The organism is Flagellimonas pacifica, from assembly GCF_900215465.1.
In the GTDB taxonomy this organism is placed as follows: domain Bacteria; phylum Bacteroidota; class Bacteroidia; order Flavobacteriales; family Flavobacteriaceae; genus Flagellimonas; species Flagellimonas pacifica.
The window spans coordinates 441,016-464,900 of the sequence record NZ_OBEH01000001.1 but is presented as its reverse complement, the minus strand read 5'-3'; the positions used below and the strand labels follow the sequence as shown (position 1 = coordinate 464,900).

General features: G+C 37.4%; 16 protein-coding genes. 14 read left to right on the top strand and 2 right to left on the bottom strand.

Annotated features, from left to right (window positions below; translation table 11 throughout):
- Positions 1-35: 35 nt before the first annotated feature.
- From ileS to CRO15_RS02040, 4 genes are read left to right on the top strand one after another with little or no spacing between them, the layout of a single operon-like run.
- Entirely contained in the window at positions 36-3,434 is a 3,399-nt protein-coding gene (gene ileS, locus CRO15_RS02055) for an isoleucine--tRNA ligase (RefSeq protein WP_097044111.1), read from the top strand.
- A 3-nt stretch (positions 3,435-3,437) separates the two neighbouring features.
- A complete protein-coding gene (locus CRO15_RS02050) occupies positions 3,438-3,821 on the top strand; it encodes a TraR/DksA family transcriptional regulator (RefSeq protein ID WP_097044110.1) in 384 nt (127 codons plus the stop codon).
- A 28-nt stretch (positions 3,822-3,849) separates the two neighbouring features.
- Complete coding sequence (locus tag CRO15_RS02045; RefSeq protein WP_097044109.1) at positions 3,850-4,470, top strand: DUF4097 family beta strand repeat-containing protein; 621 nt, start codon at positions 3,850-3,852, stop codon at positions 4,468-4,470.
- A gap of 33 nt (positions 4,471-4,503) precedes the next feature.
- Positions 4,504-5,139: a lipoprotein signal peptidase gene (locus CRO15_RS02040; protein ID WP_097044108.1), complete on the top strand. Its 636-nt coding sequence runs from the start codon at positions 4,504-4,506 to the stop codon at positions 5,137-5,139.
- On the opposite strand, the gene CRO15_RS02035 is transcribed toward CRO15_RS02040, so the two are convergent.
- Positions 5,136-5,696, bottom strand: coding sequence for a 5-formyltetrahydrofolate cyclo-ligase (locus CRO15_RS02035; protein ID WP_097044107.1), 561 nt, complete (start codon positions 5,694-5,696; stop codon positions 5,136-5,138). The two genes, CRO15_RS02040 and CRO15_RS02035, sit on opposite strands and share 4 nt — an antisense overlap.
- A gap of 540 nt (positions 5,697-6,236) precedes the next feature.
- Between CRO15_RS02035 and uvrC the strand changes: the two genes are divergently transcribed.
- From uvrC to CRO15_RS01985, 9 genes are all read left to right on the top strand, one after another.
- Positions 6,237-8,027, top strand: a complete 1,791-nt coding sequence (gene uvrC / locus CRO15_RS02030) for an excinuclease ABC subunit UvrC (protein ID WP_097044106.1) — start codon at positions 6,237-6,239, stop codon at positions 8,025-8,027.
- A gap of 10 nt (positions 8,028-8,037) precedes the next feature.
- The gene (locus tag CRO15_RS02025; protein ID WP_097044816.1) at positions 8,038-10,302 is read left to right on the top strand and encodes a patatin-like phospholipase family protein; all 2,265 of its coding nucleotides are present in this window, start codon (positions 8,038-8,040) and stop codon (positions 10,300-10,302) included.
- A gap of 418 nt (positions 10,303-10,720) precedes the next feature.
- Complete coding sequence (locus CRO15_RS02020) at positions 10,721-11,500, top strand: DUF3108 domain-containing protein (RefSeq protein WP_097044105.1); 780 nt, start codon at positions 10,721-10,723, stop codon at positions 11,498-11,500.
- 5 nt (positions 11,501-11,505) lie between these two features.
- Positions 11,506-12,468 carry a tryptophan 2,3-dioxygenase family protein gene (locus CRO15_RS02015; RefSeq protein ID WP_097044104.1) on the top strand — a complete coding sequence of 321 codons (963 nt, stop codon included), beginning with the start codon at positions 11,506-11,508 and terminating at the stop codon, positions 12,466-12,468.
- A gap of 5 nt (positions 12,469-12,473) precedes the next feature.
- A complete protein-coding gene (locus tag CRO15_RS02010) occupies positions 12,474-13,754 on the top strand; it encodes a M23 family metallopeptidase (protein WP_097044103.1) in 1,281 nt (426 codons plus the stop codon).
- 1 nt (position 13,755) lies between these two features.
- On the top strand, positions 13,756-15,393 hold the full coding sequence (gene pgi, locus CRO15_RS02005) for a glucose-6-phosphate isomerase (protein ID WP_097044102.1): 1,638 nt from the start codon (positions 13,756-13,758) through the stop codon (positions 15,391-15,393).
- A gap of 166 nt (positions 15,394-15,559) precedes the next feature.
- A complete protein-coding gene (locus CRO15_RS02000) occupies positions 15,560-18,319 on the top strand; it encodes a TonB-dependent receptor (protein ID WP_097044815.1) in 2,760 nt (919 codons plus the stop codon).
- Between the two features lie 87 nt (positions 18,320-18,406).
- On the top strand, positions 18,407-18,844 hold the full coding sequence (locus tag CRO15_RS01995) for a hypothetical protein (RefSeq protein ID WP_097044101.1): 438 nt from the start codon (positions 18,407-18,409) through the stop codon (positions 18,842-18,844).
- Between the two features lie 548 nt (positions 18,845-19,392).
- Positions 19,393-19,845 (top strand): hypothetical protein, encoded by a 453-nt coding sequence (locus tag CRO15_RS01985; RefSeq protein ID WP_097044099.1) that lies wholly within the window; start codon positions 19,393-19,395, stop codon positions 19,843-19,845.
- 139 nt (positions 19,846-19,984) lie between these two features.
- Here the strand turns inward: CRO15_RS01985 and CRO15_RS01980 are convergent, their stop codons facing one another.
- Positions 19,985-21,025 (bottom strand): endonuclease/exonuclease/phosphatase family protein, encoded by a 1,041-nt coding sequence (locus CRO15_RS01980; protein ID WP_097044098.1) that lies wholly within the window; start codon positions 21,023-21,025, stop codon positions 19,985-19,987.
- Positions 21,026-21,133: 108 nt separating this feature from the next.
- Here CRO15_RS01980 and CRO15_RS01975 point away from each other — a divergent pair, with 108 nt between their 5' ends.
- Positions 21,134-23,872, top strand: a complete 2,739-nt coding sequence (locus CRO15_RS01975; protein ID WP_097044096.1) for a TonB-dependent receptor — start codon at positions 21,134-21,136, stop codon at positions 23,870-23,872.
- Positions 23,873-23,885 lie beyond the last annotated feature (13 nt).

Genomic DNA, 23,885 nt, shown 5'->3' with positions numbered 1-23,885 from the left:
GCAAACTTGGAATTCTTGAAGAAGTAGCAGTACATATGAAGTTTGCAGAATATAAAGGATTGGATTTGCCAAAAGTTTCAGAAGAGGTTCTTGACTTTTGGAAGAATGCACAGATTTTTGAAAAAAGTGTTTCCACAAGAGAGGGTAAGGAAAGCTATGTGTTTTACGAAGGACCACCATCTGCAAATGGGATGCCCGGAATTCACCACGTAATGGCCCGTACCATAAAAGATATTTTTCCAAGGTACAAGACCATGAAAGGATATCAGGTAAAACGTAAAGCCGGATGGGACACCCACGGATTGCCCATTGAGATTGGTGTTGAAAAAGAATTGGGAATCACGAAGGAAGATATTGGAAAGAAGATTTCAGTAGAGGAATATAATGCTGCCTGTAAAAAAGCGGTGATGCGCTATACGGATGTCTGGAACGAGATGACCGAAAAAATTGGGTATTGGGTGGATATGGATGACCCATATATTACCTACAAACCCAAATACATGGAATCCGTTTGGTGGTTGCTCAAACAAATTTACAATAAAGGGTTGCTGTATAAAGGGTATACCATACAGCCCTATTCGCCAAAGGCGGGAACAGGACTGAGCTCCCATGAGTTGAACCAACCAGGGACTTACCAAGACGTTACAGATACCACGGTAACAGCCCAATTTAAGGCCGATGAAAGCACATTGCCCAAATTCTTAGAAAGGTTTGACCATTTACATTTTTTGGCATGGACGACTACCCCATGGACACTTCCAAGTAATACGGCCCTAACAGTTGGTTCTAAAATTGATTATGTGGTGGTGGCCACATACAATCAATATACTTTTGAACCTGTACATGTTATACTTGCCAAAAATTTAGTTGGAAAACAATTTGGAGGCAAATATGAAGAAACGGAAGATGTTTCGGTGCTTTCCAGTTTCACCAAAGAGAATAAGAAGATACCATTCTTAGTTGCAACGGAGTGCAAAGGAGAAGATTTGCTAGGGATAAGATATGAGCAATTGATTGATTATGCGCAACCCTACCAAAACCCTGAAAACGCATTTAGAGTTATATCTGGGGACTTTGTAACCACAGAAGATGGTACTGGAATTGTGCATACTGCACCCACTTTTGGTGCAGATGATGCCTTGGTTGCAAAACAGGCTAAACCAGAGGTGCCGCCTATGTTGGTATTAGATGAAAATAACAATCCAGTTCCATTGGTTGACCTTCAAGGTAAGTTTAGACCTGAAATGAAGGAGTTTGGCGGTAAATACGTAAAGAACGAATACTATGCCGATGATGAAGTTCCCGAGAAATCGGTGGATGTAGAAATTGCCATCAAACTAAAAATTGAGAACAAGGCCTTTAAGGTTGAAAAATATGTGCACAGTTATCCTAACTGCTGGCGTACCGATAAGCCTATTTTATATTATCCATTGGACTCTTGGTTTATTAAGGTCACAGATGTTAAGGACCGTATGTTTGAGCTGAACCAAAGCATTAATTGGAAACCCAAAGCTACCGGGGAGGGACGTTTTGGAAACTGGTTGGCCAATGCAAACGACTGGAACCTTTCCCGTTCCCGTTATTGGGGTATTCCTTTGCCTATTTGGCGTACAGCAGATGGCAAAGAGGAAATGCTAATTGGCTCTGTTGAAGAATTGAAATCGGAAATGAGCAAGGCCGTTGATGCAGGGGTGCTTGCAAAAGACGTTTTCGAAGATTTTGTGGTGGGTGATATGAGCGAGTCCAATTATGACAAAATCGATTTGCACAAAAATATAGTAGATGAGATTACTTTGGTTTCACAGTCTGGGCAACCAATGAAAAGAGAATCTGATTTGATCGATGTTTGGTTCGATAGTGGTTCCATGCCCTATGCACAGTGGCATTATCCGTTTGAAAACAAAGAATTGATAGATGATGGAGTCGCCTTTCCGGCCAATTTCATTGCGGAAGGTGTAGATCAAACACGTGGATGGTTCTATACCCTGCATGCCATTGCTACCATGGTTTTTGATACTGTATCCTACAAAAATGTAGTCTCCAACGGACTTGTTTTGGACAAGGAAGGCAAGAAAATGTCCAAAAGATTGGGGAATGCCGTAGATCCATTTAAGGTATTGCCGGAACATGGCCCAGATGCCACGCGTTGGTACATGATTTCCAATGCCAATCCTTGGGACAATCTCAAATTTGATGTTGATGGTATTGTAGAGGTAAAGCGCAAATTTTTTGGCACTTTGTACAACACATATTCTTTTATGGCGCTTTATGCCAATATTGATGAGTTTACTTATTCCGAGGCAAATATTCCATTAACGGAAAGGCCGGAAATTGACCAATGGATTCTATCGGAACTTCATTCGCTGATCAAAAAGGTGGATGAGGCTTATACCGATTATGAGGCAACGAAGGCTGCACGTATGATTTCAGATTATGTGCAGGAAAACCTGAGTAATTGGTATGTTCGTTTGAGCAGAAGGCGATTCTGGAAGGGAGATTATCAACAAGATAAGATATCGGCTTACCAAACACTCCACACCTGTTTGGCAACAATTGCCAAATTATCAGCACCTATAGCACCTTTCTTTATGGAACGGTTGTATAAAGATTTGGACACCACTACCCAAAAAGATGGTTTTGAGAGTGTGCATTTGGCAGAGTTTCCAGTTTTTGATGAGAAAATGATCAACAAAAAACTGGAGCGTAAAATGCAGTTGGCCCAAAAAATATCTTCGTTGGTATTATCAATCCGACAAAAAGAAAAGATAAAAGTGCGCCAGCCATTACAGAAAATCATGATTCCTGTTTTGAACAATGAACAAAAGGAGGACATTGAAGCAGTTTCCAACCTGATCAAATCAGAAGTAAATGTAAAGGAAATAGAGCTGTTGGATGATGCATCCGGTATTTTGGTAAAGCAGATAAAACCCAATTTTAAAGTTTTGGGACCAAGATTTGGCAAGGATATGAAAGCGATAGCTGCTGCTGTAAATCAATTGGGACAGGACGATATCCAAAAAATTGAACGCGAAAGCGAATTAATGCTTGTATTGGAAAATAAAAGTATTATTTTACAGTTATCTGATGTGGACATCAGCTCTCAAGATATTGAAGGTTGGTTGGTGGCAAGCTCTGGAGCATTAACAGTTGCCCTCGATGTTACCATAGATGAAAACCTGAGGAAGGAAGGAATTGCGAGAGAATTGGTCAATAGGATTCAAAATTTGAGAAAAGAATCAGGATTTGAGGTGACCGATAAAATTGATATTAAAATATTGAAAGACGGTTTTGTGGAAAATGCGGTTTCCAGTAATGAAGAATACATTAAAACAGAAACCTTGACCGCAGAACTTAATTTTGAAGAGAAACTAGAAGAAGGTGTCGCTATAGCCTTCGATGAAGTGAATACAAAATTGTTTATCCAAAAACATTAGAACATGGCACAAGATTTAAAAGTAAGATATTCGGATAAAGACTTAGAAGAATTTAGAGGACTTATTGAAGAAAAAATGGAAAAGGCCCAAAAGCATTTAGAGCTTTTGAAGAGTTCCTATATGAACGATGGCAATAATGGAACGGATGATACATCGCCTACCTTTAAGGCGTTTGAGGAAGGCTCTGAGACCATGAGCAAAGAAGCCAACACACAATTGGCAATTCGTCAAGAAAAGTTTATTAGAGACCTTAAGAACGCTTTGCTTCGTATTGAGAACAAAACCTATGGTATTTGCCGTGTAACCGGAAAGCTCATCAATAAGGAGCGCTTAAAACTGGTTCCGCATGCTACCCTCAGTATTGAGGCAAAGAACATGCAGAAATAATAAAAACGCCCTTGGGCGTTTTTTGTTTATGAAAACCCTGTACTGTTTTCTGGGATTTTTTGCTTTTGCGCAGCTACATGGCCAAAAATTGGTCAAAAAGGCGTTGATCAATCCAGAAACGGAATACATTCAAATTGACTCCCAACATTGTTATGATGTTAAGCTTCATACTTCAAACACAAAAGAAGTTAGGGTAATGGCAAGTATTGAAGGGGAGTATTCTAAAGATTTATTGGTCAATATGGAGGAAAGTGGTGCTACCATGTTGATCAGTGCAGGATTTCAACCTAATTTTTCTAACCCCAATGATAAGTTAAGTGCCCATAAGGTCATTTCTATTGCATTGGACATAATACTGCCAGAATATAGAGAAGTTTTAGTCTATGGGACCAATAGTAACGTTTTGGTCAATGGAAAATACAAGAATTTGGAAGTAAAACTGTCCGATGGAAGATGTGTTATTGATAATGTTGCGGAAACCGTTGAAGTCACTACACAGAAAGGAGATATTTTGCTTATGACTTCAAACGGAAATATTGTTGCCAAAAGTACGTATGGCAAAGTGTTGGAAGAAAATATTCCCAATGGGCATAACTTATACAAATTGAACACAATAGAGGGGACGATTCGTCTCAAGAAAACAAAATAATATCCATACTTTTGCGCAATCTCTTTTAAACTTATGAATCTAAAAAAGTCCCTAATAATCATTGTATTGGTCCTGCTTGTAGACCAGATTAGCAAAATATATGTCAAAACAAACTTTGTTTTGGGTGAATCTTTTGATGTTTTTAACTGGTTTAAAATCCTTTTTATTGAAAATGAGGGAGCGGCCTGGGGAACTAAGTTGAGCGACCTTTTGCCAATTTCTGAATCTTCTGGAAAGTTGTTTTTAACCATATTTAGACTTTTTGCCATTCTGGGCATTGGCTATTGGTTAAGAGATATAATTAAGAAGCAATCTCCTAAAACGCTGATTTTAGCCGTTTCGTTGATTTTTGCTGGGGCATTGGGTAATATTATAGATTCCGTATTTTACGGGATGATCTTTGATCATAGCAATGGACAGGTAGCTATTTTATTTACCGAAGAGCCATATGGGAAACTGTTTTATGGCAAAGTTGTGGATATGTTATATTTCCCATTGATTGATACTACATGGCCAGACTGGGTTCCTTCGGTTGGCGGTAAAAGTTTTCGGTTTTTTGAACCCGTCTTTAATATTGCTGATACGGCGATAAGCACAGGAGTCGGGATTTTAATTGTATTCAACAAAAAAGCTTTCCCAAAGCAAATTAAAGAGGAGTCAAATAGTTAGAATTTATAAACTCTTTTTGGGGTAATGCAATAATCAAGGGGTACATCATTTTCGTGGATGTCATCAATGCTATCTTCAGCTTCAAAAATGGATAGTCCAATTTTTAGAGTTTGGTTTCCACATTTGTGAAGAAAATTATCGTAGAACCCTTTACCATAACCTACCCTGTTTCCTTTTCTATCAAAAGCCAATAAGGGCATAAAAACTACATCTATTTGGGTTTCTGGAATTTTAATTCCATCTACAGGCTCAGGAATGTGCCATTTGTTTTTTCTGAAGACAGTATTATCGGTTAGCAAATAATTTTCCATTGAGTTTTTGCTGACTACTTTTGGAACGACTACATTTTTGTCTTTTCCTTGCAAAAGAGTAATCAGTGGAAGAGTATCTACCTCTTTATTTTCTTCAATACTTAAAAAGATATGGAAATAAAAAAAATCCCAAATAGGGATTTGAAGTACATGATTTGCTAAAAGGATACTATAATCCGATATGATAGAAAAACCAAGTCCTTCTCTCAAATCTTTATATTTCTTTCTTAGTTCATGTTTCAACATCTAGTGTTGAAAATTTTGGGGTGGCGTTTTTGGGAAACTTTTTTACTCCTTAGTTGATACAGAGAAAAAGATTTTGAAAAAAAGCATCAAAATCAAATACATTCCCAAAACGATAACATAGTTCTCCATAGAATTGTATTTATACGGTTAAATGTAGGTAAAAGAATTGAAAAATTCACCATGAAATGCATTTTTAATCGATGAAACGCATAATTTTTAATAACAGTTTAACAAGGCGATGGGTTTTCTTAAGGATTTATTTTGAAATAAACTCTTTTTAAATGATTGATAATGAGGTGATTTATTCAAAATTTGTTTAAAATTCCCATAGCCATACAAACAAATAAAAAAAACAAAAAACTTGCCTTTTTAAGAATTGAAACAGCCGTAACGGCATTTTGTAAGAAAAAGCAACCATCCTTTGGAATGTATATATCAAAATCAAATAAAGGTTAAACCATAGAAGTGATAGCTCAATTTTGATAAAAAAACGTTATTATTAAAACTACTTTTGTTTAGAGTTTATTTTCTTTTGATCATATGCCCAATCCTTCATCCATAAGTGTTCAGATAAGTACTTTGCCTAGTAATCCAGGGGTGTATCAATTCTACGACTCCAACGATAAGATTCTTTATGTGGGCAAGGCAAAGAATCTTAAGAAAAGGGTGGCTTCTTATTTCAATAAAAAGCATGAATATGGAAAAACTAGAGTTCTGGTAAAAAAGATACACTCGGTTAAGCATATTGTGGTTCCTACCGAATCTGATGCACTGCTTTTGGAAAACAATCTTATCAAAAAACTGTTGCCCAGATATAATGTCTTGTTAAAAGATGATAAATCTTATCCTTGGATTTGTATTAAAAAGGAGCGGTTTCCGAGAGTTTTCTCTACGCGAAAATTAATCAAGGATGGCTCTGAATACTTTGGGCCTTACACGAGTATGAAGACGGTAAGAACTTTATTGGATTTGGTCAAAAGCCTATATCCTTTGCGAACCTGTAATTATGATCTTTCCGAAGATAAGATTGCAGCTGGGAAATATAAGGTGTGCTTGGAATATCATTTGGGAAATTGTCTTGGGCCATGTGAAGCTTTCCAAGAAGATGAAGATTATCAAAGACAGATTGAAGATATTAGGCAGATCATAAAAGGAAATTTTAAAAGTTCGCAACAATTCTTCAAGGCCCAAATGGAAGAACTGGCCAACAAGATGGAATATGAGAAAGCCCAAAGAATCAAGGATAAGATAGAGACTCTGGAAAACTATCAGGTTAAATCAACGGTGGTCAATCCAAAGATCAACAATGTTGATGTGTTTACCATAATTTCTGATGAGACCCATGGCTATGTGAACTTTCTGCAACTTTCGCACGGCGCCATTGTACGATCACATACCATGGAAATAAAAAAGAAGCTTGAGGAGACGGATGAAGAATTGTTGCAATTGGCCCTTACCGAAATCAGACAACGATTCAAATCCCAGTCCAAGGAAATTTATTTGCCATTTCCGGTAATGGTAGAAGAAAGCCTGAAGGTCACTTTGCCTAAATTAGGGGATAAGCGGCGGATTATAGAGCTCTCTGAACGGAATGCCCGGTTTTTTAGACAGGACAGGTTCAAGCAAATAAAAATAACGGACCCGGATAGGCATACCAAAAGAATTATGGCACAGATGAAAGCTGACTTAAGGCTATCTTTAGAACCCATCCATATAGAATGTTTTGATAATTCCAATATTCAAGGAAGCAATCCGGTGGCGGCATGTGTGGTCTTTAAGGACGGAAAACCATCAAAAAAGGATTATCGACATTTCAATATAAAAACAGTTGAAGGCCCTGATGATTTTGCAAGTATGGAAGAGGTAGTATTCAGAAGGTACAAAAGACTTGTAAATGAAGATGAACCTCTGCCGCAACTTATTGTTATTGATGGAGGTAAGGGTCAACTATCTTCGGCATTAAAAAGTTTGGATATTTTGGGGCTGAGAGGAAAGATTGCCATTATAGGAATTGCTAAACGTTTAGAGGAAATCTATTTCCCAGAAGACCCTATCCCCTTATATTTGGATAAAAAATCGGAGACTTTAAAAATCATTCAGCAGCTTAGGAACGAGGCGCATAGATTTGGAATTACCCATCATCGTAACAAAAGAAGTAAGGAAGCAATTGATTCGGAATTAGAGAATATTGAAGGAATTGGCAAAAAAACTGCAGAGCAGTTATTGAAAAGTTTCAAATCGGTAAAAAGAGTTAAGGAAGCAACCATTGAAAACCTTGCCGAATCAGTTGGTATGGCAAAAGCAAAAAAAATTTATAAAACTTTCCATTAACAAAACGAACATGAGAAATATAATAACCACAGTATTGTTTGTTTTTTTAGGGCTTTTGGGTTTTTCACAAGTTGATGGAACAAAAGGGACACCTAAAGTTGGTCTTGTGCTAAGTGGAGGAGGAGCGAAAGGATTGGCACATATTGGTGCACTTAAAGTGATTGATGAGGCTGGAATAAAAATTGATTATGTAGGAGGAACCAGTATGGGGGCAATAGTGGGAGCATTGTATGCCTCTGGTTATTCCGCAATGGAACTGGATTCTATTTTTAGGGTAACAGATTTTTCTAAGCTTATTCAGGATAACGTTCCAAGAGGAGCCAAGACATTCTACGAAAAAGACGACTCTGAACGCTACGCGTTGGGCTTACCATTCACAAATTTTAATGTATCCTTTCCACAGGCAATTTCTGGAGGGCAGAACATCTATAATGAATTGGTAAGGTTATTATTCCATGTAAAGGACGTTCAAGATTTTAAAAGATTGCCCATTCCTTTTTTGTGTATTGCCACAAATGTGGAAACAGGAGAAAGGGTCCTGTTGGATAGAGGGTATCTTCCTGAAGCCATTATGGCCAGTGGAACATTTCCTTCACTTTTTGAACCATCTGAAATAGAAGGAGAAATTTTAATAGATGGTGGTGTGGTAAATAACTATCCTATTGAAGAAGTAAAAGCAATGGGGGCCGATTTAATTATTGGGGTAGATGTACAACACGGATTATCCACTAGGGAATCCTTGTCCTCTGCAACTGAAATCCTTCTTCAAATCAACAATTATAGGACAGTAAATGATATGAAGAACAAGGTGAAGGAAACCAATATCTATATTAGACCGGATATTGATGATTATTCTGTCATCGATTTTGATCGTTCTCTTGAAATTGTTGAAATTGGAGAGAGCGCAGCATATAAAAAACTGCCCGAATTGGTGGAGGTTGCCCAAAAACAAAACAGAGTTGTTGTCTCACAAAAAAGAATTCGAACAAAAGATAGCCTTACCGTAAACCGATTGATTATTGAAGGAAATGACAGGTATACAAGGGGCTATATCAAAGGAAAACTACGATTTAATCTAGCTGAGAAAATTTCATTTGATGAATTAAAGCAAGGAATCAACAACTTATCTGCCACGGGAAACTTTAAAACAATTCGATATGAACTGGTATCAAACGGATTGGGAACAGATCTTATATTAAAGCTTAAGGAAGACCCAACAAAGATGTTCATAAAGATGTCTGCGCATTATGACGATTTGTACAAGAGCGCTGCTTTGATCAATCTTACCAAAAAAAACTTTCTGCTCAAAGATGATGTTGCATCATTCGATTTTATTCTTGGTGACCATATTAGGTACAATATGGAATATTACATGGACAAGGGGTTTTATTGGAGCTTTGGAGTCACATCAAACTTCACGGATTTTGATGAAGAAATTGACTTTGAACTGATACGTTCAAATTTTGATGTGCCTAATGACCCTAATATTAGAAGCATTACTTTGGATGTGACAGATTTGACAAATCAAGTATATCTACAGACTGTGTTGAAAGAAGAGTTTGCATTTACACTTGGGGCAGAACATAAGCTTTTACGTTATAGTACTAGAACCTTGAATCAGTTCGAAGAAGGAAATGAAGGAAGTTTTTTGCCTACGAATTCGGATAGGACATTTTTTGATAATTCCAATTATTTCAGCACCTATGGAAAGATTACTCTAGACACTTATGATGACAAGTATTTTCCCACAAAAGGATTGTACTTTGATAGCGATTTTCATTTTTACCTTTTCTCCTCAGATTTTAATGACAATTTTAGGGAGTTTTCTGTAGGAAAAGCCAGATTGGGCACTGTGATTCCGTTGTTTCATAATTTGAGCCTCAATATGGAGGCGGAAGGCGGTGTTAAGTTGGGAACATCTAGTGTAAAATCTTTTGACTTTATCCTTGGAGGATACGGCAATGATTTTGTGAACAATTTTATACCATTCTTTGGATACGATTTTTTAAGCCTGCCCGGGAACAGTTTTGTAAAAGCGTATGGAAGACTGGATTATGAATTTGCTTCTAAAAACCATGTTTTGTTTTCAGCAAATTTTGCCAATGTTGCAGATGATTTGTTCCGAACAGGAGATTGGTTTACAGAGCCAAGTTTTTCTGGTTATGGTATAGGTTACGGTCTGGAATCCTTTTTAGGCCCTGTGCAAATATATTATTCTTGGTCACCGGAAAATAGCAATAGCAATGTGTTCTTCAGTGTTGGATATTGGTTTTGATTGATTCCAAGTATTTTTTAAGACTAAAACCTCTGTCAAATTTTGCAAAGAGAACCAATTGTGGATTTTACCCAATACGAACAAATAAAAACCATAAAAAACAAGGGTTTTTTCTTAATGGATTGCCAAATATTTACTAAGCCCATTATAATATGAAAAATCAATAGTTAAAGTCCGTTAAAAACTTATTTTCCTACAAAACCTTGATGTATCTTTACGTCACATAAGGGGTGGTTCCCTTATAACTTTAAGTATTGGTTTTTCATAATTTAAAGTTTGGTTGGTTATTTAGGAAAAGCCCAGTTGTACAACTGGGCTTTTTTTATTTATAATATTTTGGAACAAGTTTTGTTTAAGTAAATGTAAACTGATTAACCTCAAAAGCGATTTTAGTAATTTTATACTGATATAAAGAGCTATGAAAAAATTTTTAACCATCTCTGCCCTTCTACTTGTCATGCCCTTAATGGCGCAAAATAAGCGTCCAGCCTTCAAAGCGGGGGAATGGTTAAAGTTTCGCATACACTATGGATTTTTAAATGCCAGTTATGCCACTCTTCAACTCAGTAATGATACTATGGACAGTGTCCCGGTATATCATGTGGTTGGAAGAGGAAAAACTACGGGCTTTGCAAGTATATTTTTTAAAGTAGATGATACCTACGAAAGTTATTTTGGAAAAAGAGATGGGAAGCCCTACCGGTTTATTAGAAAAATAAATGAAGGCGGTTATACTAAGGATATAGAAATAGACTTCCTTTACAATGAGGATAAAGCTATTTTAAAGGACAATAAAAATGGGAAACAAATGGAGATTCCCGTGCAGGATGATATTCAAGATTTGTTGTCTGCTTCCTATCATTTGCGAAATAAATATGACTTGGATGAATTTGAAGTAGGAAAGTCTATAGATATGGATATGTTGTTTGATGATGATGGAGTTTATAAATTTAAGTTGAAATTTTTGGGAAAAGAAGTCATACGCACCAAGTTTGGCAAAGTAGAATGTCTTAAATTTAGGCCCGTGGTACAATCTGGCCGAGTTTTTAAAGAAAAAGAAAGCCTTACGCTTTGGGTTTCTAATGATTTGAATAAAATTCCGGTGAGAATAAAGGCCGATTTGGCGGTTGGATCATTAAAAGCAGATTTGGATGCCTATAACGGGCTCAGAAACCAGTTTAAAATAATAATGAGATAGTTTGAATGAAGAATGATGAGCGAATTGAGTCCCAAATCAATAAGCTTGAAGAAAAGTACAAAAACTCTGGACAAGACCTAAGTTCTTACCTTGACGGACTCCTTTATCAACGTTACCTAACTTATTGGGATTATATCCATTTGGATACACTATTAAGTATTCAAGTGCCACGAACCCATTTTCCGGATGAAGAGATCTTTATCATGTATCATCAGATAACAGAGCTTTACTTTAAGCTGATTTTGCATGAACAAAAACAAATAGTAGAGGATAAATCCCAAGATCTGGATTTTTTCATAGAAAAGGTTAACCGGATCAACAATTATTTTAAAGCACTTATTTCATCCTTTGGCATTATGATCAAGGGAATGGAACGAGAGCAATTCTTAAGGTATAGAATGGCATTGTTGCCGGCAAGCGGATTCCAATCTGCCCAATACCGAATGATTGAGATTTATTCAACGCCTTTGGAAAATTTGGTTCATTTTTCGGAGCGAAAATCCTTTTCGGCCAAAAACAGCGTTGAAGAGCTCTTTGAGCACATTTACTGGAAAAAAGGAGCTACCGATTTAACAACAGGGGAGAAAACGCTCACTTTAAAGCAATTTGAATTTCGGTATACCCCCAGGCTGTTGAGAATATCCAATCAAGTCAAAAACAGTAATATTTATCTTAAATACCTTCAATTGCCTGAAGAATCAAGAGAAAATAAAACATTGATCAAGTCTTTAAAGGATTTGGACGTGAATGCCAATGTAAATTGGCCATTAATGCATATGGGCTCTGCGCATAGGTATTTGGCAAAAGGAAATAAACAAGTAGAAGCTACCGGAGGCACAAATTGGAAGGACTTTTTGCCGCCGAGTTTTCAGAAAATAATATTTTTCCCAACTTTGTATACAGAAGAAGAGTTGGATGCATGGGGAAAACAATGGGTAGATCATATATTTAATCCCGCAAATAAATAGTTACAATGCAAAGATTTTTTGGGGCAATCTTGGCACTAATAGTTTTGGTGTCTTGCAAAGAAAAGAAAGAGTTGGTACAACAATTGGAGCCAAAAGAACCGGTTCAAAAACCTATAGTAAAACATTTTGGGTTCAATTTGGATAATTTCAATACCGAGTATGATACCATAAAAAGAGGAGAGACTTTTGGAGAACTCATGCTTAAAAATAAGGTTGAGTATCCCAAAATATACTCCATATCAGAGAACTATAAAGATACTTTTGATGTTAGAAAAGTAATGGTGGGCAAACCCTATCTTCTTTTAAAATCAAAAGATACCGCAGAAGCAGCTGAAGTATTTATATACCAAAACGATAAAATCAACTACACTGTTGTTGATTTTAGGGACAGTAGTGCCTATGCCTATAAAGGAAGAAGAACGGTAAGGGCGGTTGAACGTGAAGTTGCCGGTGTTATAGAAAACAACCTTTCTGAAACTTTGGATAAGCTTGGTGTAGACTATAATGTGACCATTGACCTATCTGAGATTTATGCCTGGACCATTGACTTTTTTAGGTTGGAAAAAGGAGATAAGTTCAAGGTTATTTATGACGAGCACTTTATCAACGATAGTGTATATGCAGGTCGTGGCCCGCTAAAAGCAGCTTTGTTTGAGCATAAAGGGACGCCAATATACGCGTTTCCTTACGTAACCGATTCACTTAAGAATATTCTAGACTACTATGACCAAGACGCTAATAATTTGCGGAGCACTTTCTTAAGGGCTCCTATAAAATTTGGATATCGATTATCGTCTCGATACAATCTAAAGCGCAGAATAGCATACTACGGATATAAAGTAAGACCACATAAAGGAACAGATTATGCTGCACCAGTTGGTACACCTATTATCGCCACTGCAGATGGTACTGTTTCTGAGTCTACAAGAAGAGGAGGAAACGGAAGATATGTGAAAATCAGACATAACGGGACATATAGCACTCAATACCTTCATATGAAAAAGCAAAAGGTGAAAAGAGGAGAATTTGTTAGGCAGGGAGATGTTATTGGCTGGGTTGGAATGACGGGAAATACAGGAGGCCCGCATGTTTGCTATCGATTCTGGAAAAACGGAAGACAAGTAGATCCCTTGCGTGAAAAATTACCATCAGCAGAACCTATTGCAGATTCCCTTAAGGCCAATTACATGGAGCATATAGATCCATTAAGAATACAATTGGATTGTATTGAATATGTAATTCCTGAACCAGAGCTAGAAGGAGACCAACTAACACTCAACCCATAAAATGATATTGCCCAAAATAAACCCTACCACTACAGAAGCTTGGAAAAAATTATCGGAACACTATAAAAAAACCAAACACGTACATCTCAGAGAACTGTTTTCTTCGGACTTGAGTCGCGGAAAGAAGTTTACTTTGCTCTGGAATGATTTTATCGTTGATTATTCCAAAAATAGAATTGACGAACAAGCCTTGTCCCATTTATTGCAACTTGCAGATGAGGTAGGATTAAAAGATGCAATTTCCAGCTATTTTAATGGAGAATTGATAAACCAAACCGAAGGACGTGCAGTTCTCCATACGGCGCTTCGTTCCAAAGCAGATGATCAGGTATTTGTGGATGGAGGGAACATTGTCAAGGAAGTTTATCAAGTAAAAGAAAAAATCAAGGATTTCTCAAGATCTGTGATTTCAGGAGAAAGAAAAGGATATACCAATAAGCCTTTTACAGATATAGTGAACATAGGTATTGGAGGGTCGGACCTTGGCCCTGCAATGGTCACAGAGGCCCTCAAATTCTATCAAAATCATTTAAAAACTCACTTTGTTAGCAATGTTGACGGTGATCATGTCCATGAAATATTAAAAGAGTTGAACCCTGAGACCACTTTATTTGTTGTGGTTTCCAAAACTTTTACCACCCAAGAAACGCTTAGCAATGCCCTTACCATTAAAAAATGGTTTTTGAAGCATGGTTCACAAAATGATATTGCCAAGCATTTTGCTGCAGTTTCAACCAACACACAAAAAATCCAGGAATTTGGAATAGCGGATGAAAACGTATTCCCAATGTGGGACTGGGTTGGAGGTCGCTTTTCACTTTGGAGCGCTGTTGGCCTTTCCATTGCGCTATCTGTTGGATATGAAAATTTTGAGGAGCTCTTGCAGGGGGCCAATCAAATGGATGTCCATTTTAAGGAAGCACCTTTTTCAGAAAACATTCCTGTGATCTTGGCTTTGCTCAGTGTATGGTACAATAACTTTTATGGGGCCGAGACCGAGGCCATTATTCCATATACCCAATATTTAAATCGTTTTTCTGCCTACTTGCAACAGGGCATTATGGAAAGTAATGGTAAGAGTGTGGATAGAGCGGGCACCCGCACTCAGTATGAAACAGGTACAATTATTTGGGGAGAACCGGGCACAAATTCACAACATGCCTTTTTCCAGTTGATTCATCAAGGAACAAAACTTATCCCTACAGATTTTATTGGGTTTAAAGAACCATTGCATGGCGATATAGATCATCATAATAAGTTAATGGCCAATTTTTTTGCTCAAACAGAAGCATTAATGAATGGGAAAACCTCGGTAGAAGTTAGAGAAGAGTTGGAAAAACAAAACATTTCAGAGGAAGAATTGGAGTTGTTACTGCCTTTCAAAGTATTTGAAGGAAACAAGCCAACCAACACCATACTCATCAAAAAATTGACCCCTAAAACCCTTGGTTCTTTAATTACATTGTACGAGCATAAAATCTTTGTCCAAGGTATTGTTTGGAACATTTTCAGCTATGATCAATGGGGTGTTGAACTGGGCAAGCAACTTGCTAAAAATATACTCTCCGATATTGAAAACCCAGAAATTGGCAAGCATGACAGTTCAACCCTGAATCTTTTGCAATTTTTTAAGAATTGATTTAAGATTTATTAAAAACTCAAAAGAGTTTAAGTAGTTGTTTATCAGTGAAATAGATAGTCACTGATTATTGTTATATTTGGTTTTGTTAACGTTTGCTTAACATAGCGCATGTTAAAAAATGAGACTTTTGCAAGGCTATTCAAATAACTTAAACACTATTAAAATGAAAAAACTCTATTCATTGATTGTGGCTCTGTTTGTATCCACAATTATGTTTTCACAAGGAACAGTTACCGGTACTGTTATGGACGGTGACATGGGAACTCCACTTCCCGGTGCCAGTGTTGTCCTCCAAGGAACACAAAACGGTACATCAACGGATTTTGATGGGAAATTTACAATTGAAGTTTCTGAGGATTCAGGAACTCTTGTTGTTTCTTATATTGGATTTGTTGAAAGGAGAATCTCTTTTAGTACCTATGGAGACATAGGCTCTATTACCTTAAACCCAGATGCTGAAGAATTGGAAGGCGTCGTAGTAGTTGGTACAGGGGTAATTGATTTGGCAAAGGAGCGTGAGACTCCAGTAGCTGTTAGCACAATTACAGCCAAAGAAATCCAACTAAAAGTTGGAAATACTGAATTCCCTGAAATATTGAATACTACTCCTTCTGTATATGCTACTAAGCAAGGAGGTGGATATGGAGATTCTAGAATTAACCTTCGTGGTTTTAACCAAAACAACACTGCCGTAATTATAAATGGACAGCCCGTTAATGATATGGAAAACGGTTGGGTATATTGGTCCAACTGGCAGGGCCTTTCAGATATTGCTTCTGGAATGCAAGTACAAAGGGGACTAGGTTCTTCTAAATTGGCTGTTCCTTCTGTAGGTGGAACATTGACCATTGTTACAAAGAGTACAGAAAAGGAAGAAGGTGGTTTTGCCAAGATCTCTGCCGGTAACGATTCGTATTTCAAAACTGTTGTTGGGTACAATACAGGTACCAATGAAAAAGGATGGTCTTCAAGTATTCTTTTAGGACGTTGGTCAGGTGATGGTTATGTTGATGCCACAGAAGGCGAAGGGTATACCTATTTGTTTTCGTTAGGTTATATGCCATCCGATAAGCATGCATTTAACTTTACTTTTACAGGAGCTGCCCAATGGCACAACCAAAGAGATTTTGAGCTCTCTATTCGTGATCATTTAAACTATGGTGGAGATGACTTCAGAAAGTTCAATGGTGATTGGGGTATGTTGAACGGTGAAACGTATACCTTTAGAAGAAACTTCTACAACAAGCCAATCGGTACGCTAAACTGGGATTGGAATATTGATGACAAACTATCACTATCTACCTCAATTTATGGTTCTTGGGGCCGTGGTGGTGGAACAGGACCTCGTGGACGTAATTTTAGCATCAATCCTTTCCGAAAGGATTTAACCGAAGGTATTACGGATGGGCTTACATATCGTAATGCAGATGGAACAATTGATTTTGATGCGGTGGTTGCCAATAACAGAGCAGGAGATGCATACACTGTGGAAGGACCATATGAAGGTGCCATCCTTGGTTCAAATGGATTCAGTGATAACGGTGTTAACAGTAACATTGCCATTAGAAGGGCCTCTATGAACTCTCATAACTGGTATGGAGCTATCTCTAACTTAAAATGGGAATTGAATGATGAGTGGACTCTTGGAGGAGGTGTGGATTTACGTTCGTACAAAGGATTTCACTACCGTGTTTTGAACGACCTACTTGGATTGGACGGATATGTTAGTACTGGAAATGAAAATATTACGGAGGGCTTAATAATAAGAGAGACTATCAAAGCCTCCCCTTTCAACAACACAGGGTTAACAGATAACAAAATCGATTATTATAATGTAGGTAAGGTAAACTGGTTTGGTTTTAACGGGATAACTGAATATAACAATCGTAATAACCTATCGGCGGTTCTTCAAATTGGTGTTTCCAACCAGACTTATCAAAGAATCGATTACTTCAACCAACCAAATGAAGATGCAGAAAGTGATAAGGACAGTAAAGTTGGAGGTTACATAAAAGGTGGAGCCAATTATAACATTGATGATAGCCATAATGTATTCTTCAATGCTGGTTATATTGAAAGACAGCCTTTGTTTGATGCTATTTTTCCAAACTTCGCCAATGCCATAAACGAAGATGCAGAAAACGAGCAGATAACATCTTTTGAGCTTGGGTATGGATATCGCTCTAGTTTTTTAAACGCAAACATTAACCTTTACAATACCACCTGGGATAACAGATTCATTTCGGAATCTATCCGAGGAGTTCAGGGGTTGGATAACGGTACTGCAAATTTTGCAGGAGTTAAACAAGTACACTCTGGATTGGAATTGGATTTCAATATGCGTCCAGTAGACAGACTCCGTTTGGATGGTATGATGTCTATTGGTAACTGGCAGTTCAAAGACAACGTAACTGCAAGTGTTTTTGATGGAGATCAAAACTTGGTAGATACTGCTACGTTGTATGTTGATGGAACCAAAGTTGGTGATGCAGCTCAATTTACCGCTAGTTTGGAAGCTGACTATGAAATCATCGAAAACCTGGGTGTAGATGTTACATGGAGGCACGCCGCCAACCTTTATTCTGACTTTACTTTTCAGTTGGATACACGTAACTGGGCAAACGATGCACAATTCTTGGCGCCAAACAATAGAGGTGCTCTAAAATTGCCAAGCTATAACCTATTTGATTTAGGTCTTGATTATCAGTTTGATTTTGAAAAATCAAACATATTTATTCGTTTGAATGTGAACAACATATTTGATACTGAATATATTTCTGAAGCAAGCTCTAGTATATATGTGGGAGATGAAGGTCCTGCATCTGATGCTCCAGTTTCTACCTATAAAGGAATTGACGATAGAAACTTAGTGTGGTTTGGATTTGGAAGAACTTGGAACCTAAGCCTTAGCTACAATTTCTAGGATAGACCATAAAATAGGAATAAAACCCTGCCAACGGCAGGGTTTTTTATTTTCAAAATCCTTACATTTAAACATCAAATTATACCAATGGAAATTTTACAAAACCTTCATTCTTACTTTGCCTATGTTGTGCTGGCTATATTGATTTTAGCCGTTTTTAATGCCATAACTGGATGGCTTGGAAAAAGAGAATTTACCATGCATAAAGATTTAAGAGTAAGCCTTTTTGCAATGATTCTAACACATATGCAGCTTTTGATAGGCCTTATCCTATACTTTATTTCTGATAATGGCCTTAAGGCGGTTCAGGCGTTAGGCATGGGAGGGTTGAACTCTGCCGCTCGTTTGTTGGCTGTGGAACACCCCTTTACCAATATTTTGGCCGTGGCCTTGATTACCATTGGCTGGTCTCGTCACAAAAAGAAAAATGAGAGCAGTGCAAAATTCAAGAGCATTGCCATTTTCTATGGTTTGGGACTTTTGTTGATTTTAAGCCGTATACCTTGGGGCCAATGGCTAGGATAATATGTAGTAAAGAATAATACTATTAATACCCATTGTGCATTTTAAATAATGCAGATTCTATGTGCTTGGAACAAAAAGGCGGATATAAAGTTACGAGTCATGCCGCTGTTTTTTGGTTATACATTTCGTTTTCAAATTCGTCTATTGTTTTATAGCCCAAAGTTGAACGTATCCTCTATTTATTACCCCGGACATAACTCAGTTTAACGGCTTTTAGCCTGGAGAATTCTAAGAAAAATGCTCATGTATGAATACAAAATACAATACTACGATGCTCATGACTTCGATGGAAAACCACAATAACTTTGATTTGGTTATTTTTTTATTGGCTAACCTGTAACGATTGGATTCCAACATATACCGCTCCGATTTCTGTTCATCCAAAAATTTGTTTTTCTTGGATAGGTTTTCGAGTTCTTTTACAAACCCACTCAAATCCTTTGAATTCCGTATGATTTTCACCAACTTATAACTCCAAATAGAAAAGAGCAAAACTAAAAAAAAGGTAACCACTATACGTTTATATTACGGTAGTCGAAAGATAAACAATGAGGGAAACAAAACCTGTCAAAACCATAAAAATTAAGCCATTGTACAGTTTGTTGTTCATTGGAATTGGACAGATATATGGGGCTTTTACCATTTACAGGCTTGGAGTGTTGACAGTAAAGGAAACATGGATTAATCAGGTTTGTATTGTATTGGTGTTTGTATTGATAGGATGGGCAATATATCTATTTTATTCCTTTTCAATGTTTTTTAGATTAAAGGATAATAAGATTATTTTAAGGGAGGACAATCTTTCCCTTTTTGGGGTTGAACTCAGCTATTCTGATATAGAAGATTTTGGGATTAATGCATCTGATTCGGAATTATCCATGGACATATCAATAAAAGATTTGGATGAACCGATTCCCATAGTGTCAAAATTCATGAAATTGAAGGATTTTCACATGCTTACAAAAACTCTGATTGAGAAAACCACTACAAATCAAAGGTGATCTTCACCACTATATATTTTGCGTATAATTCTGGTGTATCACATATATCAAAAACATGCTTGCCCTCGTTTTTTAGAAGTCTTACAGATTGAAAAAATTTCAGATTGGGCACAAGCGGGACTTTTTTTCAAGCCGTTAGTTATTCTTTCACTTCCTTTATTAAAAATAAATACACGGGGAAATGGTCGCTATACCCCCCTGCATGGGTGCCTCCCGCGTATGTCCTAAAGGGATACCCTTTGTATCTCCCATCTTGTGTTTTTAAATAGGAAGGTGCATAAACACTAGCTTTCCAAAAAGAAAAACCTTTGCTGCCTTTTTGTGTAAGATTTTGAGTCATAAAAAATTGGTCAAAGAGGTTCCATTTGTCACGATATGCCAATGAGCCAATCCCTTTTCTGTATAATTTTTCCATTGGGTTAAAGAGCGATAGACTATCCATTTGGGACACTTTCCCTTTTGTTTTGAGAATTTTTTTAAGGCTTTCGTCCCTGGGGTCATCATTCAGGTCGCCCATACTGATAATTTTAGCCTCTGGGTTGAATTTTTGGATGGAATCAATAATTCGTTTATTAACTAAGGCAGCTCTAATTCTATCTGGTTTGCTTTTAGTGGCCCCACCTCTTCTGGAGGGCCAATGGTTAACAATAAAATGGAACTCTTCCCCATCAAGAATCCCTCCAACCACAAGTTGGTCACGGGTATAGTTTCTTTCACCCATTTCATCAAACAAAAGAAGCCTATTGCTTTTGAACGAAGTGGGCAAAAAGGAAGATTTCTTAAAAAGTAGTGCCACATCAATACCTCGTTCGTCTGGCGAATCAAAATGGACAATTCCATAATCCTTATTTCTTAAATTGGGATGATTTACCAAATCTTCAATCACATTTTTGTTTTCCACTTCGCACAACCCAATAATATCTGGGGAGGTTTTGGAGGCTTCCTCGCCAATCTTGGACAGCACTTTTGAAATATGTTCAATTTTCTTTTTGTAACGAGTTTCAGTCCAATTATATCGTCCCTCTGGAGTCCTTTCGTCATCAAAGGTCAAAGAGTCATTTACGGTGTCGAAAAGATTTTCAACATTATAAAATGCTATAGTTCTGATCCGATAGGATTTTTGGGATTGTGCAGATAGGCATACCGTTGCCAATACAAATAAGTAGGTTAAAAATTGCATTTGGGTTTTGATTTGTGGTCTAAAATAAGTAAGATTGCTCGTTTTTCGTACACATCTCGAAAGATTATAACCCCAAAATCTTATTTATTAACCTACCGTAGCTAGCTTATGAGAACTGCTATGTTCCAAATTGTGCTATGTTGTACCTCATTTTTGTATGGACAGCAGAGTACTTCAATATCTGGAATTATTATGGATGGAGCCACCAAAGGACCAATCCAGAATGTAATCATCTTAATTGAAGGCTTTCCTGAAGCCTTTACCACCAACAGCAATGGCCGTTTTACAATAAGAACACCAAAAATTGGCGAACAGACCCTTAAAATTGGCGCTCAGGATTATATTTTAAAGCGACTTCCAATTGTTTTGGAAGGTGAACCTATTATTCTTGGAGATATTTTTCTGGAAAAAGATTTAACCAAAGAAAAAACGGACAATTTGATTTCACTGACAGCTGATGATTTGTCCAGCGATGAGGAAACCGTTGCAATTTCTTCAGGACTTTTACAATCCAGCAAGGATATTTTTCTAAACCGTGCAGCATTTGATTTTGGTCAAGCATTTTTTAAAGTCCGAGGGTATGATTCCCAAAACGGAACTGTTATGGTCAATGGAATTTCCATGAATAAATTCTTTGATGGAAGGCCGCAATGGAATAATTGGGGTGGATTGAATGACGTATTGCGTAATCAAGAGTTCACCTATGGTTTGGCGATAAATCCATACACATTTGGAGGAATACTGGGAAATACGAATATAAATATAAGGCCATCTGCTGTTAGGCCTGGAATTCGGTTATCCAGTTCAATGTCTAACCGGACTTATAGAGGTCGGTTAATGGCAACCTACAACTCTGGATTGCACAAGGGATTGGCATATTCAGTTTCATCATCAAGGAGATGGGCCGGTGAAGGTTATGTTGATGGAACTTTGTATGATGCGTATTCATTTTTTGGTGCTTTGGAATATCAACTCAATGCGCAAAACAGCATAGTGCTGACCTCCATCATGGCTCGAAACCGAAGAGGACGTTCCTCCGCAATTACCCAAGAGGTTTTTGATTTAATGGGCAATAAATACAATCCATATTGGGGAAAGTTGGATGGGAAGATCAGAAATTCCAGAACTAGGGAAATATTTGAGCCTTTATTTGTTTTGAATCACTTTTTCCAGTCTCCCAAACTATATTGGACAACAGGAATTTCCTATCAATTTGGGAGGAATGCCAGAAGCAGGTTGGGGTACTTCAATGCTTCAAATCCGGACCCTACCTATTACAAGAATTTACCCAGTTATTACTTGAACAGCTCATTGGGAGCGGATTTTACAAATGCCTCTTTGGCCAAAGAAGGCTTTTTACGTAACCCTCAAATGGAATGGGAAGCAATATACGCTGCAAATACCAATACATTAAATCAAGGAAAGGCATCATATGTACACTATAATGATGTAATAAATGACCGGCAAATTACCTTGTCCAGTTCTTTGAACTATAGAATCAATGAACATATTAAAGTAGGAGCAGGTATGCAATATAAAAAACTTGCTTCCGAAAACTTTGCTGAAATTGATGACTTGTTGGGTGCAGATTATCATGAGGATGTTGATTCATTTTCAGAAACAAAGAATGATGTTGCGGGCAGCTTGACTAAAAGTGAAGGACAGAAATTCAATTACCATTATAACATGATGGTATCTCAATTTAATGGTTTTGGACAGATACAAGCAGCGTATAAAAACTTGAAAGGATTTGCTTCTGCATCTTTTTCTGGTTTTGAGGCCCAAAGGGAAGGCCTTTTTCAAAACGAACGGTTTTTGGAAAACTCTTTGGGCAAGGGAGATAAAGTTTCTTTTTCGGGAGTGGGTCTTAAATCTGGGATTTCCTATTTTCTTTCCGGGAGACATTGGATAACTGCAAATGGAGCTCTCATAAACAGGCCTCCTACTATTCAGAACATGTTTGTAAATCCTCGTGAAAACAATGAAGCTGTTCCTGAAATCCAAAAGGAGACCATTTCCTCCGTTGATTTAAGCTATTTTATAAGATTACCTGATCTTACAGGGCGCATAAGTGCATTCTACACTAGATTTCAGCATACAACTGATATCAATTTCTTTTATGTGGATTCAGGTTTTGGGTCAGATTTTGTTCAAGAGGTAATAACTGGATTGGACAAGCTGAATAAAGGAATTGAGTTTGGATTGGAGTATGAGGTTTCATCAAATGTAAAAATATCGGCAATAGGTAATATTGGGCACTATGTTTATGCTAGCGACCCTTCTGTGATCATAAACTTTGACACAGCAGGGAGCGAAAAAGAGGTATTGGGCCTTGAAGGCAATTTGGATTTAGGGATTGCTAAATTAAAGGAGTTAAAATTGGCACAAGGCCCTCAAACTGCTTTGGCCTTGGGAGTAGAATATAGAGATCCAAAATACTGGTGGATGGGCTTAACAACCAATTACTTGGCCAATAATTACTTGAATCTCTCGACCATAACCCGCACCCAAAGCTTTTTGTTGAATCCAGATACTGGCGAACGTTTTCCAGAAGCCACTGAAGAAAATGTAGCTCAAGTTTTAAAACAACAAAAACTGGATGACTTCTATTTGCTCAATCTTGTTGGTGGGAAATCATGGTTTGTGGACCGAAAATATATTAGTGCTTTTGTAAGCGTGAATAATTTGTTTGATGAGGTTTTTAGAACTGGAGGTTATGAACAAAGCCGAAATGGAAATTATGGACAATTGCAAAAGGACAATTTGAGCGGGACACCCTCTTTTGGCCCAAAGTACTGGCATAGTTACGGGCGGACATATTTTCTGAATCTTGCCATTAGCTTTTAATCAAAAGAATGAA

What these genes read in the sequence shown, in the direction of transcription:
- CRO15_RS02040 (WP_097044108.1), top strand. Translation starts at nt 4,504, where the DNA reads ATGAATCTAAAAAAGTCCCTAATAATCATTGTATTGGTCCTGCTTGTA.
- CRO15_RS02010 (WP_097044103.1), top strand. Translation starts at nt 12,474, where the DNA reads ATGCAAAGATTTTTTGGGGCAATCTTGGCACTAATAGTTTTGGTGTCT.
- CRO15_RS02035 (WP_097044107.1), bottom strand. Translation starts at nt 5,696, where the DNA reads ATGTTGAAACATGAACTAAGAAAGAAATATAAAGATTTGAGAGAAGGA.
- CRO15_RS02015 (WP_097044104.1), top strand. Translation starts at nt 11,506, where the DNA reads ATGAAGAATGATGAGCGAATTGAGTCCCAAATCAATAAGCTTGAAGAA.
- uvrC (WP_097044106.1), top strand. Translation starts at nt 6,237, where the DNA reads ATGCCCAATCCTTCATCCATAAGTGTTCAGATAAGTACTTTGCCTAGT.
- CRO15_RS02020 (WP_097044105.1), top strand. Translation starts at nt 10,721, where the DNA reads ATGAAAAAATTTTTAACCATCTCTGCCCTTCTACTTGTCATGCCCTTA.
- CRO15_RS02025 (WP_097044816.1), top strand. Translation starts at nt 8,038, where the DNA reads ATGAGAAATATAATAACCACAGTATTGTTTGTTTTTTTAGGGCTTTTG.
- CRO15_RS01975 (WP_097044096.1), top strand. Translation starts at nt 21,134, where the DNA reads ATGAGAACTGCTATGTTCCAAATTGTGCTATGTTGTACCTCATTTTTG.
- CRO15_RS01985 (WP_097044099.1), top strand. Translation starts at nt 19,393, where the DNA reads ATGAGGGAAACAAAACCTGTCAAAACCATAAAAATTAAGCCATTGTAC.
- CRO15_RS02050 (WP_097044110.1), top strand. Translation starts at nt 3,438, where the DNA reads ATGGCACAAGATTTAAAAGTAAGATATTCGGATAAAGACTTAGAAGAA.
- CRO15_RS02045 (WP_097044109.1), top strand. Translation starts at nt 3,850, where the DNA reads ATGAAAACCCTGTACTGTTTTCTGGGATTTTTTGCTTTTGCGCAGCTA.
- CRO15_RS02000 (WP_097044815.1), top strand. Translation starts at nt 15,560, where the DNA reads ATGAAAAAACTCTATTCATTGATTGTGGCTCTGTTTGTATCCACAATT.
- CRO15_RS01980 (WP_097044098.1), bottom strand. Translation starts at nt 21,025, where the DNA reads ATGCAATTTTTAACCTACTTATTTGTATTGGCAACGGTATGCCTATCT.
- CRO15_RS01995 (WP_097044101.1), top strand. Translation starts at nt 18,407, where the DNA reads ATGGAAATTTTACAAAACCTTCATTCTTACTTTGCCTATGTTGTGCTG.
- pgi (WP_097044102.1), top strand. Translation starts at nt 13,756, where the DNA reads ATGATATTGCCCAAAATAAACCCTACCACTACAGAAGCTTGGAAAAAA.
- ileS (WP_097044111.1), top strand. Translation starts at nt 36, where the DNA reads ATGAAGTTTGCAGAATATAAAGGATTGGATTTGCCAAAAGTTTCAGAA.